The sequence below is a fragment of the Devosia sp. LC5 genome, from assembly GCF_000735585.1.
Lineage (GTDB): Bacteria > Pseudomonadota > Alphaproteobacteria > Rhizobiales > Devosiaceae > Devosia.
This window is the reverse complement of the sequence record NZ_JNNO01000012.1, coordinates 234,184-249,638: the sequence shown is the minus strand read 5'-3', so window position 1 is coordinate 249,638 and position 15,455 is coordinate 234,184. Positions and strand designations below refer to the sequence as shown.

Genomic DNA, 15,455 nt, shown 5'->3' with positions numbered 1-15,455 from the left:
CCGCCCGGAGCCCGTTCATCGGGAGAGCGGAAATGGGGCGCCAGCGTAGACCGGCGAGTGCCGGAGCATGGCAGGATTATTGGCCGCTTCCGCCGGGGAGCTGCTTGTTGTCTTGCCCATGTTTCGTCCTAGCCAGCCGTAACAGTGCCTGATTTTGAGCCTTTTGCGCACATGGGGTGCGTCAAGGGTGCGGGCACACCGGATGAGTTCGCGGGGTTTTGCTACGCCCCCGCGTTCCCGCTCAGCCGGCAGAATGGAAAGACGAACAAGATGACCATCAATTTCGACCACCATAAAGTCGAGCTCAACTGGGGCGGCCAGCCCCTGACGCTCGAAACCGGCAAGATTGCCCGCCAGGCCGATGGCGCCGTCCTCGCCACGCTGGGTGAAACCGTGCTGCTGGCGACCGTGGTGTCAGCCAAATCGCCCAAGCCGGGCATCGATTTCTTCCCGCTGACCGTCAACTACCAGGAAAAGTATTTTGCCGCCGGCAAGATCCCGGGTGGTTACTTCAAGCGCGAAGGCCGCCCGACCGAAGCCGAGACGCTGACCAGCCGCCTGATCGACCGTCCGATCCGCCCGCTGTTCCCCGATGGCTACAAGAACGAGACCCAGGTCATCGTAACCGTGCTCCAGCATGACATGGAGAACAACCCAGACGTGCTGGCCATGGTCGCGGCCTCGGCTGCCCTCACCATTTCGGGCGTTCCCTTCATGGGCCCGATCGGCGCCGCCCGCGTCGGTTATGTCGATGGCGAATATGTTCTGAACCTGCCCGTCGACCGCCGCGCCGACAGCAAGCTCGACCTGGTCATGGCCGGCACTGCCGATGCCGTGCTGATGGTTGAATCCGAAGCCAAGGAACTCAGCGAAGAAGTCATGCTGGGCGCCGTGATGTTCGGCCATGCCGAGAGCCGCAAGGTGATCGACGCCATCATCAAGCTGGCCGAACTCGCCGCCAAGGATGCCCGCGATTTCGAGCCGGAAGATCATTCCGCCATCGAAACCGAAATGCTGGGCGTGGTCGAAGCCGATCTGCGCGCTGCCTATAAGCTGACCAAGAAGGAAGAGCGCTACGCGGCCGTCGACGCCGTCAAGGCCGTCGCCAAGGCCCACTTCGCCGCCCGCATCGAAGCCGGCGAAATCTCGGCCGAAGACGTTGGCGCAGTGTTCAAGCACCTGCAGGCCAAGGTTGTGCGCTGGAACGTGCTCGATACCGGCCTGCGCATCGATGGCCGCGATCTGTCGACCGTCCGCCCGATCGTTTCCGAAGTCGGCGTGCTGCCCCGCACCCATGGTTCGGCGCTGTTCACCCGCGGGGAAACCCAGGCGCTGGTCGTTGCAACCCTGGGCACCGGCGAAGACGAGCAGTATATCGACTCGCTCGAAGGCACCCAGAAGCAGAACTTCCTGCTGCATTACAACTTCCCTCCCTATTCGGTGGGTGAAGCTGGCCGCATGGGTTCGCCTGGCCGCCGCGAAATCGGCCATGGCAAGCTCGCCTGGCGCGCGATCAACCCGATCCGTCCTTCGGTCGAGGAATTCCCCTATACGATCCGAATCGTCTCCGAGATCACCGAATCCAATGGTTCGTCCTCGATGGCAACCGTCTGCGGCACCTCGCTGGCGCTGATGGATGCCGGCGTGCCGCTGGCGCGTCCGGTGGCGGGTATTGCCATGGGCCTGATCCTCGAAGGCGAAAAATTCGCCGTGCTGAGCGATATCCTGGGTGACGAAGATCACCTGGGCGACATGGACTTCAAGGTGGCTGGTACCGATCAGGGTATCACGAGCCTGCAGATGGACATCAAGATCGCCGGCATCACCGAGCAGATCATGCAGATCGCGCTGGGTCAGGCCAAGGACGGCCGTATCCACATCCTGGGCGAAATGGCCAAGGCCATCACCGCGTCCCGTTCGGAAGTGGGCGAGTTCGCTCCGCGTATCGAGACCATCAAGATCCCGACCGAAAAGATCCGTGAAGTGATCGGCACCGGTGGCAAGGTGATCCGCGAGATCGTCGAAAAGACCGGCGCCAAGATCAATATCGACGACGATGGTACGATCAAGATTGCCTCCAGCGACGGCGCGCAGATCGATGCGGCCATCAAGTGGATCAAGTCGATCACCGACGAAGCCGAAGTGGGCGCCATCTATCAGGGCACCGTCGTCAAGACCGCCGATTTCGGCGCCTTCGTGAACTTCTTCGGCGCCAAGGATGGCCTGGTGCATATCTCCCAGCTGGCCGACCAGCGCGTTGCCAAGACCACCGACGTGGTCAAGGAAGGCGACAAGGTCTGGGTCAAGCTCTTGGGCTTTGACGAGCGCGGCAAGGTCCGCCTCTCCATGAAGGTCGTCGACCAGGCGAGCGGCAAGGAAATCAAGTCCGAAGAAGCCGCCGCCGAATAATCCGGCCGGCTAGACCACTGGAAGGCCCGGATTTTTCCGGGCCTTTTCGTTTTTGTGGTAACTTTGCAACAAGCATAAGTGCTTCACTTTCCTGCGAGGAACCGATGGGCCTGCATCCCGTTCGGCAAGTGATGCTTTCCTGCACTATGCAAGTCCACTTTGGCTGCATAGGTCATTGCTAACTCAACCTAATTGCGTCGTCCCATAGGATTCGCTGTGCTTAATCGCCGTTTGTTCATGATCGGTATGCCCCTCGCTCTGGCCGCCTGCACCACTTCGCGTGCCCCGGTGGTCGAAGAACCCCGTATCGACCCCTATTATCAGGCCATGTATGGCGCTGTGTATAACGAGCCCTTCCCCATCGCAGCGATGGATCTGCGCCGTGTCGACCCGCAATGGTGGCGCCAGGAAGTCCCCTATATGACCTCCGAGCCGGTCGGCACCATCGTTGTCGATACCCCGGCCCGCTTCCTCTATCTGGTGCTCGAGGGCGGCCGGGCGCTGCGCTATGGCATCGGCGTGGGCAAGACCGAGGCCCTGGTGTTCCGCGGCACCGCCACGATCGGCCGCAAGGCCCAGTGGCCGCGCTGGACCCCCACCCAGTCCATGATCAAGCGCGAACCCGAGCGCTACGGCCCCTATGCCGGCGGCATGGAAGGCGGTCCGACCAATCCGCTGGGCCCGCGCGCGCTCTATCTCTACAAGAATGGCCAGGACACGCTGTTCCGCATGCATGGCACGACCGAGCCCTATACGATCGGCACCAATGTTTCCTCGGGCTGTATCCGCCTGATGAACCAGGACATTCTGGATCTTTATGCCCGCGTTCCCACCGGCACCCGCGTCGTGGTGATCAACTAAAACGGCCTTCGGGCCATTATCGCGACAGCGGGGATCCTTGTTTCGGAATCCGTAGTCACCGAATAAAAGATTGCCGCTGCCGCGACAATGGCCCGGAAATTTCACGAAGACCCAGCTTGCAAGAGCTGGGTCTTTTGGTTTGTGAGGCTTTGACCCTGCCGCTTATGGCAGATTTCCCGCGCGGCCAAGTATCTAGCTCACACCCCCACCGTCATTGCCCGGCTCGTCCGGGCAATCCATGCCACAACATGCGCGGAGAGATGGATTACCTGGACGAGCCGGGTAATGACGGTGGGGAGAAGGCTGATGATGGGGAGAGCCTCGCAGGGCCGTGAGACCTCTGCCCAAGGTGGTTTTTCCCAAGTCAGCCTGGGGAATGCCGGCGGCCTCGAGCCCTGCTACAGGACTGTCAACGCGCGGCCTTCCACCGCTATGGCCATTGGGAGGGTCAGCGCGCGCCAGAAGGGCAGCGGAGCAATACCGGTGGTGCGGGCGAGATAGAGGGTCAGCGCGGTGCCGTGGGTGAGCAGCGCGATCGTGCCGCGGTTTTGTCCCATGCTGCGTTCTACGGCTGCCGAGAAGCGCAAGAAGACCTGGTCGGCCGTCTCCTCGCCGAAGACCAGTTCGCCGGGGTGCGCGAAGAAACGGGCGATACCCGCCTCGAATTCGAGCCTTGGCAGAAAACCGACATTGGCCCGCTCGTGCTCGCGCAGGTCACGGTCGACCTCCAGCGGCAATTGCAGGGTGGCGGCGATCGCCTCGGCAGTTTGGCAGGCCTTAGGCTCGTCGCTGGAGATTACGGCGCCTATGCCATGATTGGCCAGCCGTTCGGCAAGCGTCACGGAGGCAGCTTGGCCCTCTGTGCTTAGCATCCAGTCACGAGCCGGCACTGCCGGATCGATCAGCGGCGCGCTGTGCCGGATCAGGATCAGCTTGCCCATCTACCTCTCCTCGCAATGACAAAGGGCGCAGCCAGCTGGCCGCGCCCCTTGCAATATCTCGCCTGCCGATTGACCTACAGCGTGCGCTGCACGGTCTCGACGCGGAAGCATTCGATGACGTCGCCGGCGCGCATGTCTTCGTAGTTCTCGAAGGCCATGCCGCATTCCTGGCCGGTCTGGACTTCCTTGACTTCGTCCTTGAAGCGCTTGAGCGTCTTGAGCTTGCCTTCGTGGATAACGACGTTGTCGCGGATAAGACGCACACCGGCGCCGCGCTCGACGATACCTTCGGTAATCCGGCAACCGGCAACCTTGCCGACCTTGGTGATCGAGAAGACTTCCAGAATTTCGGCATTGCCGATGAAGGTTTCGCGCCGCTCGGGCTTGAGCAGGCCGGACATGGCCGCCTTCACGTCATCCACGAGGTCGTAGATGATGTTGTAATAGCGGATTTCGATGCCGTCGCGGGTGGCCAGATCGGTAGCCTGCTTGTTGGCACGCACGTTGAAGCCGATGACGATGGCGTTCGAGGCCGAAGCCAGGGTCACGTCGGATTCGGTGATGCCGCCCACGCCGCTCATCAGGATCTGCGCGGAGACTTCATCGGTCGACAGCTTGTTGAGCGAAGCAACGATGGCTTCGACCGAACCCTGCACGTCGCCCTTGATGATCAGCGGGAACTTGGAGATGCCGGCGACCTTGAGCTGATTCATCATCTGCTCGAGGCTCGTCGCACCGCCGCCGGCCGTCTTTTCACGGATGGCACGCTGACGATATTCGGTGACTTCGCGGGCGCGGGCCTCGGTCTCCACAACAGAGAACCGGTCGCCCGCGCTCGGCACGCCGGTAAAGCCCAGCACTTCCACCGGAATGGAGGGACCGGCTTCCTTGACCTGCTCGCCCTTGTCGTTGATCAGGGCGCGCACACGGGCAAATTCGGTGCCGGCGACGAGGATGTCGCCGATGGCCAGAGTGCCGCGCTGCACGAGGACGGTGGCGACCGCACCGCGACCGCGATCGAGCTTGGCTTCGATGACCAGGCCTTCGGCACGGCCATCGCGGGCCACGCGCAGCTCGAGCACTTCGGCCTGCAGCAGGATGGTTTCGAGCAGCTTGTCGAGACCCGCCTGGGTCTTGGCCGACACTTCCACGTCCAGCACGTCGCCGCCCATGGATTCCACGAACACTTCGTGCTGCAGCAGCTCGGTGCGAACGCGGGTCGGGTTGGCTTCGGGCTTGTCCATCTTGTTGATGGCCACGATGATCGGAACCCCGGCCGCCTTGGCGTGCTTGATGGACTCGATGGTCTGCGGCATCACGCCGTCGTCGGCCGCCACGACCAGAACCGCGATATCGGTGGCCTGGGCGCCGCGGGCACGCATGGCGGTGAACGCCTCGTGGCCCGGGGTATCGAGGAAGGTGATCTTGTTGCCGTTCTTTTCGACCTGGTAGGCGCCGATATGCTGGGTGATGCCACCGGCTTCGCCCGAGACCACATTGGCTTCGCGGATCGCGTCGAGCAGCGAGGTCTTGCCGTGGTCGACGTGGCCCATAATGGTCACGACCGGCGCACGATCGGTCAGATCCTCGGCCTTGTCATCGGCGGGGATGTCATAGAGGCCTTCTTCCACGTCGGCATCGGAAACGCGCTTGACCGTGTGGCCCAGCTCGGCTGCGATCAGCTCGGCGGTGTCGGCGTCGATGACGTCGTTGATGGTGGCCATCTGGCCCTGCGCCATCAGCATCTTGATGACGGTGACGGAGCGTTCGGCCATGCGGTTGGCCAGTTCGGCGACCGTGATGGCCTCCGGAATGACCACTTCACGGCTGAGCTTGGGCGCAACCTGCTGGTTGCGGCCCATCTTCTTGTCGCGGCGGCGGCGCATGGCGGCCAGGGACGGGCCCTTGTCGCGATCGCTTTCGGTGCCGGCATTGGTGACTGTCAGGCGGCCACGCGCATTGGCTTCTTCGCCAACGCGACGGGTCGGACGTTCCGGGGCAGCACGCGAGGCGCGGCGGGCATTTTCGAGTTCGGCTTCCGTCGTCGGACGCGCCGAAGGCGAGCCGGTGCGAACCTTGCGGCCGTCAGCCTCGTTGGGGCCGGCAGGCGGCACATTGCCGATCGGGGCCATGCCGGCACCAGCCGGACGGCGTTCACCGGCCGGGCGGCCGGCAGTGCCCGAAGGACGCGCGCCAGGAGCGCCCGGACGGGCACCGGCGGCACCGGGACGAATCAGCGCATTGGCGCCGCGTTCGCTTTCGGGGCGGGTATTGCTTGGGCGTTCGACACGCGGCGGGCGCGGCGGCTGGCCAGGACGGCCGGCCACGACACGCACGCTGGACGGACCGGCATTGCGCTGGCTAGCCGGGGTTACCGGCTCGGCGGGTTCTGCCGGCGCCTGCGGAGCGGAAGCCTGTTCGGGCTGCGATCCTGCCGCGGCGGCCGGGGCTTCAGCCGGGCCGGTCTCGGGCTCGGCAGCCTGACGGCGCTCTTCCTCAAGGCGTGCAGCTTCTTCGCGAATCTGGCGGCGGCGCGCATCGTCCTCGATGCGGCGGGCCTCTTCGGCCGCAAAGCGCTCGCGATCCTCGGCCTGGCGGGCGCCGGCCAGCGCAAGCGCCTGGCGCCGGGCTTCGGCTTCGGCCGCGCTCAGGCCAAGCGGGGCACGCTGCTGGGCGCCCGGGCGGCCTTGCTGTGGGCGCTGCCCTTGCGAGGGGACAGACGATTGCGGGCGCTGCGGCGCGCCGGAAGGGGCACCGGGCGTCGGTACGCGGCGGGTCCGCTTTTCGACGACCACTGTGCTGCGCGACGGTGCACGCGACATGCCGGGGCGATTGCCCAGGCCCGGGCCGCCCTTGAGTGTCAGCGTCTTCTTGGCGCCAGTGTCGTCCGTGCGCTTGTCGTCGTTATCAGCCATACTTCTCGCGTCTCTCAAACTTGTCCGTTCGGCAAAAGGTCACCGTCAACCGCAGGGCGGCCGGTGCCTTCATCCGTCGGTTTGGCGGTATAAAGGGCCAGTCTTCGGGCCTTTTCTACCGCCGCTTGGGCTGCCGCCCCTCTCGTTAGGGCAGCATGTATCACATTTTCGAGTCCAAGTGCCAAACCCAATTGCTCAGAACTGAGCAATTCGAAATGGGGCACCTCAAAGCCCGAAATTCCCTCCTCGCGGGCCGCGTGATGCAGGGCCTTAAGCGGACCCACCATCTTGCTGCGCCCATCGGCAGAGGCATCGCTCGCGGTGATCAGCGCGATCAGCTTGCCCGTATCGAGCAAGCCACGCACCTTCATCGCGCCGCTGATGAACTGCCCGGCCTTCCTGGCCATGCTGAGCGCGCCCAGATAGCGCTGCACCAGCCGCAATTCCGTCAGCCCGGCCAGATCCTCGGGCAACACAACCTCGGTCTTGAGGCTGCGCGCGAAGACCTTCTTCTTGACCGCCTCGGCCACCGCATCGCGGCTGAGGCTGATCCATACGCCCCGGCCTTCGGCTTTCGCCTCGGTATCGGGCACCAGCACCCCATCGGGGCCGAGCACGAAGCGGATCAATTCCGCTACCGGCTTTTCGGCCCTGGTGAGGGCACACATGCGGCTCGTTTCTTCGCGCTGGGCCATGTTGCCCTCCCGCTCGGAACCGATCAGGCCGAGGCCTCTTCGGTGAATTCACCATCATCGGCAACCGGCAGGTCTTCGGCATTGATCCAGCCGGCCTTGATGCGGGCCTGCAAAATCATGTCCTCGGCTTCCTCGCGCGATACGGGGAAATCCTTGAACGTGCCTTCAAAGCGCTTGGTCTCGCCATCCTTGCGCTCCGACCAACCCACCAGGTCGTCGGCAGCGCAACCGGCGAAATCTTCCACGGACTTGACGTCATCCTTGCCCAGCGCAACCAGCATGGCCGCATTGAGCCCGGCGATCTCGTAAAGCTCGTCCTCGACGCCGAGCGCCTTGCGCTCCTCGTCGAATGCGCGATCGATCTCGGCCAGGTATTCGGTGGCGCGGTTCTGGATTTCACCGGCCGTTTCTTCGTCGAAGCCCTCGATCGAGGCGATTTCATTGGGCTCGATATAGGCCAGTTCCTCGACCGAGGAGAAGCCTTCCGAAGCCAATAGCTGGGCAACCATCTCATCGACATCAAGGGCATTCATGAACAAAGTCGAGCGTTCGGTGAATTCCTTCTGGCGGCGTTCGCTCTCTTCCTGCTCGGTCAGGATGTCGATATCCCAGCCGATCAGCTGGCTCGCAAGGCGCACATTCTGGCCGCGGCGGCCGATGGCCAGCGAGAGCTGTTCGTCGGGCACCACGACTTCGATGCGCTCGGCCTGCTCGTCCAGCACCACCTTGGCCACATCGGCCGGCTGCAGGGCCGAAACCACGAGGTCGGCAATGGTATCGGTCCAGGGAATGATGTCGATCTTTTCGCCCTGCAATTCGGCCACCACGGCCTGCACGCGGCTACCACGCATACCAACGCAAGCCCCGACCGGATCGATCGAGCTGTCCGAGGAGGTCACGGCAATCTTGGCGCGCGAACCCGGGTCGCGGGCGATCGAGCGGATGGTGATCACGCCATCATAGATCTCGGGCACTTCCTGCATGAAGAGCTTCGCCATGAACTGCGGATGGGTGCGGCTAAGGAAAATCTGCGGCCCGCGCTGTTCGCGGCGCACGTCATAGACATAGGCCCGAACACGGTCGCCATAGCGGAACATTTCGCGCGGGATCAGCTCGTCACGGCGGATAATGGCTTCGCCACGGCCCAGATCGACGATGACATTGCCATATTCGACACGCTTGACGCTGCCATTGACGATCTCGCCAATGCGGCCGAAATATTCTTCATACATGCGGTCGCGCTCGGCATCGCGCACCTTCTGCACGATGACCTGCTTGGCCGACTGGGCAGCGATGCGGCCGAATTCCATCGGCGGCAGCGGCTCGGTCAGGAAATCGCCGACCTTGGCTTCGGGCGACTTGAGCTGGGCGGTCTTGAGATCGACCTGGCGGCTGGTTTCCTCGACCTGGTCGACGATTTCGAGCAGGCGCCACATGCGGGTTTCGCCCGAACGCGGATTGATCTCGACCTTGATCTCGGTTTCGGCGCCATAACGACCCTTGGCGGCCTTTTCCATGGCGTCCTGCATCGCCTCGATCACGACCATGCGGTCGATCGACTTTTCACGGGCAACGGCATCTGCGATCTGCAAAAGCTCGAGGCGGTTCGCGCTGACTGCCATTTAATGTGTCTCCTTGGAGATATCTTCGTCGTCATTGGCGGCGATTTCGACCGTTTCGGTCTCGTCGTCGTCGATCGGGTGGAGTTCCTGGTCGAGCCGCGCCTTTTCCATGAGGGCGTCGGTCATCACCAATTTGGCGTCGGCCAGGGTGGTAAAGAGCAGGCGATGGTCGGGATCGGTCCCGGCCGGTGCGTCGGGCAGCGTGATGGTCACCGCCGTCTCATCGGTCGCCTTGATGAAGCCGCGATAGCGCTTGCGGCCATTGATCATGTCGGAAAGCTCGATCTTGGCTTCGTGCCCGATATGGGCCTCGAAGTCACGCCGGCGCACCAGCGGCCGGTCGATACCGGGGGAGCTGACTTCCAGATGATATTCGCGATCGATCGGGTCTTCCAGGTCGAGCACGGGCGAGAGGTCCTTGGAGAGCGCCTCGCAATCCATGATGGTGAAACGAGCATGCTCGTCCTCCGCCATGATCTGCAAGGTGCAGCCGTTTTCCTGGGTCACCTTGATGCGCACCAGCGAAAAGCCCAGACCATTGGCCACGGGCTCGACGATGCGGGCGATCCGGGCTTCCAGGCCCGTCTCCTTGATGTAGCGTTTCTCTGTAAGATCGAAACCCATGGGTCCCTTCGGATAATAAAAAAGAGCGGGGCCGGGCGGCTCCCACTCTGCAAACTGCCAGAGATGTTGTTCGCCTATATAGCGCCGTTAGCGCCATACCGCAAGGGTGGGGAGGAGCCCTCCCATTTCGCCACGCCATATATCATATATAAGGTCGGCCAAACGCGGGCGGCGTCGTCATTGTGTCACGCAACGGCCATAAGAGGCGTTCGCCGGGTTCCCGAACCCCGCAAAATGCTCCCGCAAGCGCACTCGCCAGATAAAAAGTGAAATTTTTTCGTTTTTTATCGGCGGCGTTTTCGCCCGTTTTTGAGAGCGATTTCGAACCCGGGAATTCGGGTTTTGCGCGCCCGTTCGGGAGCAAAATGGCTTGGCTCGAGCTGGCTCAAACCACCGCAAACCCCCGCCATTGCTGATCGTGTCGGGGACGAAACCAGGTGGCGTGGAAGAAACCAGGTTACACTGGAAGCGCTTGATTTCCTTAGCAAAACCCTCTGAACGCGTTTTCAAATTTCAAGGGGCAAACGCACAAATTTGAGGCCTTGCCGTTGTTCGGCAATGGTCCCATTTCCAGGGTGTTCAAACGAAAGGAACACTAAAATGATCAAGAACACAATGCTTGCCCTGGTTGCCGCTGCTGGTCTCGTTGGCGTGGCTCTTCCCACTTATGCCAGCGACTCGCTGACCTCCTCGTTCTCCTCGCATGACAATGGCGGTTACAGCACCTGGGACGCTCAGGTTGACGTTGCCAAGCTGCGCGCCAAGGGCATCAATGCCGTCACTGCTGAAGACTGGAATGGTTATGTGCGTGCCTTCGTCTCTGACGAGTCCGGCAAGCAGACCATGCAGTATTTCGACCGCGACACCCTGGCACCGGTTAACCTGTAACCGTGCCGGTTCTGCTCCAGGCGCCGCCGGATGGCCGGCGACGCCCGGATAACTCTCAGCTGCTGGAGATCAGCCTTATGGCTGGATCACCGGCGGCCGAGTCGAATCGATGCCGGGCCGCCTCCACCGCTACGCGGTTGCGGGCGGCAAACTGGCGCCAGCCATCGGCCAGCTCAAGCAATTCGCGGCCCAAAGCGGTCAATTCATAATCGACCCGCGGCGGAATGGTGGGAAAGATGGTGCGCGACACAAACCCGTCGCGCTCCAGTTCGCGCAGGGTGACGGTCAGCGTCTTCTGGGATATCTCGCCAATGCCACGCCGCAATTCGCTGAAGCGCCGCGTTTCGCTGCGCAATTGCATGACCACGACCAGGGTCCATTTGCCCGGCTTGACCACAAGGCGATCGTGATCGGCTCCATGGCTGGCAGATAATGCTGACATGACGAAACCTCGATGACGCTGGCGGAGCTTCGCATATGGGGCTGAATCCGGCCGGTTCTAGGCCAGTGTTCGATTAAACTTTGACATAGCAGCTATTCAGCCTGTTCGCTTGCAGCGAACGATGCGCGGGGCTCAACGCCGCGGAAAGCTGAAATAAAAGCTGATCATCCGCCCCTCGCGCCGGGCCTTTTGCTCATAACGCGTCGCCTGCCAGCCCTCATAAGGCTCGTGCCAGCCGCCCGGTCGTTCCGGCAGGAAGACGAAATCGGGCGAGCGTACGATATGGGCCAGTGTCCAATTGGCGTAATCCTCGATATCGGTGGCGAAATGAAACAGGCCACCCGGCCGGATCACCCGCGCCAGCTCCCTGAGCGTGGTCGGCGAGACGAAGCGCCGCTTGTGGTGGCGCGTCTTGGGCCAGGGATCGGGATAGAGCAAATAGATCTCGTCGATCGAAGCGTCCGGCAGTGCGAACAGCAGCTTGAGCGCATCATCGGTAAAGAGCCGGATATTGTTCAGGTTCTCGGCCACAATGGTTTGCACCATCTTGCCGATACCGCCGGTAAATACCTCGCAGCCGATATAGCCGGTCTTGGGGTGCCGGCTGGCCTCAAGCGCCAGATGCTCGCCACCGCCATAGCCGATTTCGATGATGAGCTTTTCCGCCTGCGGGAACAGGCTTTTCGGATCGAGCTTGCCGTCGAGCTTGATTTCAAGATCGGGCAGGGTGGCGTCGAACACGGCTTGCTGTCCGCCATGCAGCTTCTTGCCGGAGCGGCGGCCGAAAAAGGCCCGCGGTTCACCCGAGCGGGTTTTGGGAAGCTGATGGTCGGTCATCGAATTACTCAATATCGCAGTAGATCTCACCCTGAGCTTGTCGAGGGGCGAGGTCGTGGCAGAATGATACTATCGTGGCACGACCTCGTGGTTCGACAGGCTCACCATGAGGTCTACTAAAGATGCCGCGCTTTCGGCAGCGAGAATTACTTCACCGCAGCCTTCAGCGCGCCGACCAGATCGGTCTTTTCCCAGGAGAAGCTGCCATCGCGGCCCGCCTTGCGGCCGAAATGGCCATAGGCCGAGGTCTTGGCATAGATGGGCTTATTGAGATCGAGATGGGTGCGGATGCCGCGCGGGGTGAGGTCCATGACCTTGGCCAGCGCCAGTTCCACCACCGCCTCGTCCACCTTGCCGGTGCCATGCAGATCGACATAGATCGAAAGCGGCTGGGCCACGCCAATGGCATAGCTGAGCTGGATGGTGGCGCGATCGGCAATGCCGGCGGCAACCACATTCTTGGCCAGATAGCGCGCCGCATAGGCTGCCGAGCGATCCACCTTGGTCGGATCCTTGCCCGAAAAGGCGCCGCCGCCATGCGGAGCCGCGCCGCCATAGGTATCAACGATGATCTTGCGGCCGGTCAGGCCCGCATCGCCATCGGGACCGCCAACGACGAATTTGCCGGTCGGGTTGACGTGCCACACGGTGGCTTCATCGATCCAGCCATCGGGCAGGGCCTGGCGGATATAGGGTTCGACAATGACGCGCACATCGGCCGAAGTCAGGCTTTCGTCCAGATGCTGGGTCGACAGCACGATCTGGGTCACGCCCACCGGCTTGCCGTCTTCGTAGCGCACGGTGACCTGGCTCTTGGCATCGGGCCCCAGCTTGCCGGCCGCGCTGTTATTGGCCTTGCGGGCAATGGTCAGGGTCTCGAGAATCTTGTGTGCATAATAGATCGGGGCCGGTAGCAGCTCGGGGGTCTCCCGGCTGGCATAGCCGAACATGATGCCCTGGTCGCCTGCGCCCACATCCTTGTTGCCCGATTCATCGACGCCCTGCGCGATATCGGCAGATTGACCATGCAGCAGCACATCGATCTTGACGGTCTTCCAGTGGAATCCCGATTGCTCATAGCCAATGGCGCGGATCGCCTTGCGGGCCGTGGACTTGAACTTGGACGGGTTTACCAGCGGGTGGCCGGCGGCATCCTTGACGATGGCGCCATCCTTGCCCTTCTTGAGCAGGGTTTCGGGCACACGCACTTCACCGGCGATGATGACGCGATTGGTGGTGGCCAGCGTTTCGCAGGCGATGCGGACCTGGGAGGGGTCCATACCGGCCTTCTTGGCCTCGCGGAACACCAGATCGACGATTTCGTCGGAGATGCGGTCGCAGACCTTGTCGGGATGGCCTTCGGACACCGATTCCGAAGTGAAGAGATAAGACGACCGCGCCACACTATCCTCGAATCTGTCGAAAACTGCCAAAAATGAGCTATTCGGGCTGGTTTTTGACACTTGGGCGACGCGCGGTCAAGCGGATATAAAGAAACCTTGATATGCCAGGGCCATTGCAAGCGGAATGGTTTGGCGCCCCGCCTAGCGGGTCCGGCGCTTGCGCCCGCCGCGCGACACCGCCACCGAAACCAGCAGCCCCGCTCCCAGCACGATCAGCAGCGGCCAATATCGCACCTGCGAAAAAACCGTGCTGGCCAGGCGCTGGTCGGGGCGCACATCGAGAGCCGCCATCTGCAGGGGAGCAAGCTCGGCCGTGATGCGGCCCAGCGGGTCGGTAGAAAAGGTCAGGCCCGAATTGGCGGCGCGGATCAGGCTCATGCCTTCTTCGACGGCCCGGACTCTGGCGTGATGGGCATGCTGGGCCGGGCCGATCGAGCCATCGAACCAGGCGTCATTGGTGATGTTGAGAATATATTGCGCGCCCGCCGTGTCGCCCAGATCGCCCGAGAACAGGATTTCGTAGCAGATCAGTGCCAGGAATTTGGGCGTATTGGGCAGGTTCATCAGCCGCCGCCGCGCATCCCCATGCCCCCAGCCTTCGGCGCCCGGCACGAATTGCTTGATGCCCAGCCGTCCGAAGAATTCCTGGAAGGGCAGAAACTCGCCGAATGGCACCAGATGGGATTTGTCGTAGGAGGCGACCACCTCGCCATTGTTGTCGATGGCGAGCAGGGAATTGAACGGCTGACCGCTCGTGGCATCGCCTGGCTCATATTGCTGGCGCGGCGCTCCCGCAAGGAGCATGGCGCCGTCGGGCAGCATGCGGGCAATGCGCGCCAAGGCGTCGGGATAGGCCGAGAGAAAGAAGGGCAGGCTCGATTCGGGCCAGACCAGATGGGTGATATCGGCCAGGCCCTGGTCTTCGGGGTTCATCCGCATGTCGGATAGCATGAGCAGCCGGTCGATCAGCGCCACCGGATCGGCACTACCCCAATCGGCATGCTCATAGACCATGGGCTGCACCAGCCGCATCGATACATCCTGGCGCGGTGTCGCGGTGGTGCCGGCCAGCCTGTTATAACCGTAACCGAGCTGGGCGGCGATGACGCCGAGGGCGAGGAAGATCGGCAATAGCCGCCGGCTGAGCGGGCGATTATCGGCCGGCCAGATCAGGGCCGGCGTCATGGCCAGGAGCGCGGCGACGAAAGTCAGCCCATAAATTCCGATCACCGAAGTGATCTGCATCATTTCGTCATTGGGGGTCAGCGCATAGCCGAGCAGATCGAAGGGAAACCCGGTCAGCACATGGCCACGCGCCCATTCGGCGATGGTAACGAACGTGGCCAGCGTCAGGATTCGCCAGGAGCCATGGCTCCAGAGCAGATGCGCCAGCGCGCTGGCGGCACCCCAGAACAGGGCGATCAACGCCGCCAGCGCCAGAATGGCGAAGGGCATCAGCGCGATCATCACCCCGCCATCGACGAAAAAGGCCGCGCCCAGCCAATGGAAAGCCACCGTAAAATAGCCCCAGCCAAAGGCAAAGCCGATGCTGAAGGCCGGGCCGAACAGCCGCCTTAGCCCGCTTTTGCGCTCGGCGCCATCAAGGCACCAGACCCAGATGGGAAAGGCAACGAACAGCGTGGGAACGATGAACAATGGCGGGATGGAGAGGCCGGCAAGCGCACCCGCCACGACCAGCAACAGGAAACGCCGCCAGCCATGGCTGAGCATTGCGGTCTCGGCCAGCCAGGTCATCGGAAAGCTGTCATCGAATCAGGGCGCATGGGGGCAAGCTGGCGATGTCGGCCTGGACAGTCA

At 62.5% G+C, this 15,455-nt stretch carries 12 protein-coding genes; 3 read left to right on the top strand and 9 right to left on the bottom strand.

Annotation, left to right across the window (positions count from 1 at the left end; genetic code table 11):
* Nucleotides 1-270: 270 nt before the first annotated feature.
* Nucleotides 271-2,409, top strand: coding sequence for a polyribonucleotide nucleotidyltransferase (pnp, locus tag FF80_RS08680; RefSeq protein ID WP_035099304.1), 2,139 nt, complete (start codon nt 271-273; stop codon nt 2,407-2,409).
* 246 nt (nt 2,410-2,655) lie between these two features.
* On the top strand, nt 2,656-3,270 hold the full coding sequence (locus FF80_RS08675) for a L,D-transpeptidase (protein WP_244445742.1): 615 nt from the start codon (nt 2,656-2,658) through the stop codon (nt 3,268-3,270).
* Between the two features lie 398 nt (nt 3,271-3,668).
* Here the strand turns inward: FF80_RS08675 and FF80_RS08670 are convergent, their stop codons facing one another.
* The 5 genes from FF80_RS08670 to rimP all read right to left on the bottom strand — a co-directional run bounded on the left by FF80_RS08670 (nt 3,669) and on the right by rimP (nt 10,067).
* Nucleotides 3,669-4,211 (bottom strand): histidine phosphatase family protein, encoded by a 543-nt coding sequence (locus tag FF80_RS08670; protein ID WP_035099300.1) that lies wholly within the window; start codon nt 4,209-4,211, stop codon nt 3,669-3,671.
* Nucleotides 4,212-4,285: 74 nt separating this feature from the next.
* Complete coding sequence (infB, locus tag FF80_RS08665) at nt 4,286-7,126, bottom strand: translation initiation factor IF-2 (protein WP_035099298.1); 2,841 nt, start codon at nt 7,124-7,126, stop codon at nt 4,286-4,288.
* 14 nt (nt 7,127-7,140) lie between these two features.
* Entirely contained in the window at nt 7,141-7,821 is a 681-nt protein-coding gene (locus FF80_RS08660) for an RNA-binding protein (RefSeq protein WP_052153322.1), read from the bottom strand.
* A gap of 23 nt (nt 7,822-7,844) precedes the next feature.
* On the bottom strand, nt 7,845-9,443 hold the full coding sequence (gene nusA / locus FF80_RS08655; protein WP_035099297.1) for a transcription termination factor NusA: 1,599 nt from the start codon (nt 9,441-9,443) through the stop codon (nt 7,845-7,847).
* Nucleotides 9,444-10,067 (bottom strand): ribosome maturation factor RimP, encoded by a 624-nt coding sequence (gene rimP, locus FF80_RS08650; RefSeq protein WP_035099295.1) that lies wholly within the window; start codon nt 10,065-10,067, stop codon nt 9,444-9,446. It lies immediately after the preceding gene.
* A gap of 600 nt (nt 10,068-10,667) precedes the next feature.
* On the opposite strand from rimP, the gene FF80_RS08645 reads away from it, so the two are divergent.
* Complete coding sequence (locus FF80_RS08645) at nt 10,668-10,955, top strand: hypothetical protein (RefSeq protein ID WP_035099293.1); 288 nt, start codon at nt 10,668-10,670, stop codon at nt 10,953-10,955.
* A gap of 55 nt (nt 10,956-11,010) precedes the next feature.
* Here FF80_RS08645 and FF80_RS08640 read toward each other — a convergent pair whose 3' ends face one another.
* From FF80_RS08640 to lnt, 4 genes are all read right to left on the bottom strand, one after another.
* Complete coding sequence (locus tag FF80_RS08640; RefSeq protein ID WP_052153321.1) at nt 11,011-11,397, bottom strand: helix-turn-helix domain-containing protein; 387 nt, start codon at nt 11,395-11,397, stop codon at nt 11,011-11,013.
* Nucleotides 11,398-11,529: 132 nt separating this feature from the next.
* On the bottom strand, nt 11,530-12,234 hold the full coding sequence (gene trmB / locus FF80_RS08635) for a tRNA (guanosine(46)-N7)-methyltransferase TrmB (RefSeq protein ID WP_035099291.1): 705 nt from the start codon (nt 12,232-12,234) through the stop codon (nt 11,530-11,532).
* 146 nt (nt 12,235-12,380) lie between these two features.
* Entirely contained in the window at nt 12,381-13,637 is a 1,257-nt protein-coding gene (gene metK / locus FF80_RS08630; RefSeq protein WP_035099289.1) for a methionine adenosyltransferase, read from the bottom strand.
* A 141-nt stretch (nt 13,638-13,778) separates the two neighbouring features.
* Nucleotides 13,779-15,392: an apolipoprotein N-acyltransferase gene (lnt, locus tag FF80_RS08625; RefSeq protein ID WP_035099288.1), complete on the bottom strand. Its 1,614-nt coding sequence runs from the start codon at nt 15,390-15,392 to the stop codon at nt 13,779-13,781.
* Between the last annotated feature and the right edge of the window lie 63 nt (nt 15,393-15,455).

Bases quoted from the DNA above. Each gene is read 5' to 3' on its own strand.
- FF80_RS08675 (WP_244445742.1), top strand. From the start codon at position 2,656: ATGCCCCTCGCTCTGGCCGCCTGCACCACTTCGCGTGCCCCGGTGGTC.
- pnp (WP_035099304.1), top strand. From the start codon at position 271: ATGACCATCAATTTCGACCACCATAAAGTCGAGCTCAACTGGGGCGGC.
- nusA (WP_035099297.1), bottom strand. From the start codon at position 9,443: ATGGCAGTCAGCGCGAACCGCCTCGAGCTTTTGCAGATCGCAGATGCC.
- infB (WP_035099298.1), bottom strand. From the start codon at position 7,126: ATGGCTGATAACGACGACAAGCGCACGGACGACACTGGCGCCAAGAAG.
- FF80_RS08660 (WP_052153322.1), bottom strand. From the start codon at position 7,821: ATGGCCCAGCGCGAAGAAACGAGCCGCATGTGTGCCCTCACCAGGGCC.
- rimP (WP_035099295.1), bottom strand. From the start codon at position 10,067: ATGGGTTTCGATCTTACAGAGAAACGCTACATCAAGGAGACGGGCCTG.
- FF80_RS08645 (WP_035099293.1), top strand. From the start codon at position 10,668: ATGATCAAGAACACAATGCTTGCCCTGGTTGCCGCTGCTGGTCTCGTT.
- FF80_RS08670 (WP_035099300.1), bottom strand. From the start codon at position 4,211: ATGGGCAAGCTGATCCTGATCCGGCACAGCGCGCCGCTGATCGATCCG.
- FF80_RS08640 (WP_052153321.1), bottom strand. From the start codon at position 11,397: ATGTCAGCATTATCTGCCAGCCATGGAGCCGATCACGATCGCCTTGTG.
- lnt (WP_035099288.1), bottom strand. From the start codon at position 15,392: ATGACCTGGCTGGCCGAGACCGCAATGCTCAGCCATGGCTGGCGGCGT.
- trmB (WP_035099291.1), bottom strand. From the start codon at position 12,234: ATGACCGACCATCAGCTTCCCAAAACCCGCTCGGGTGAACCGCGGGCC.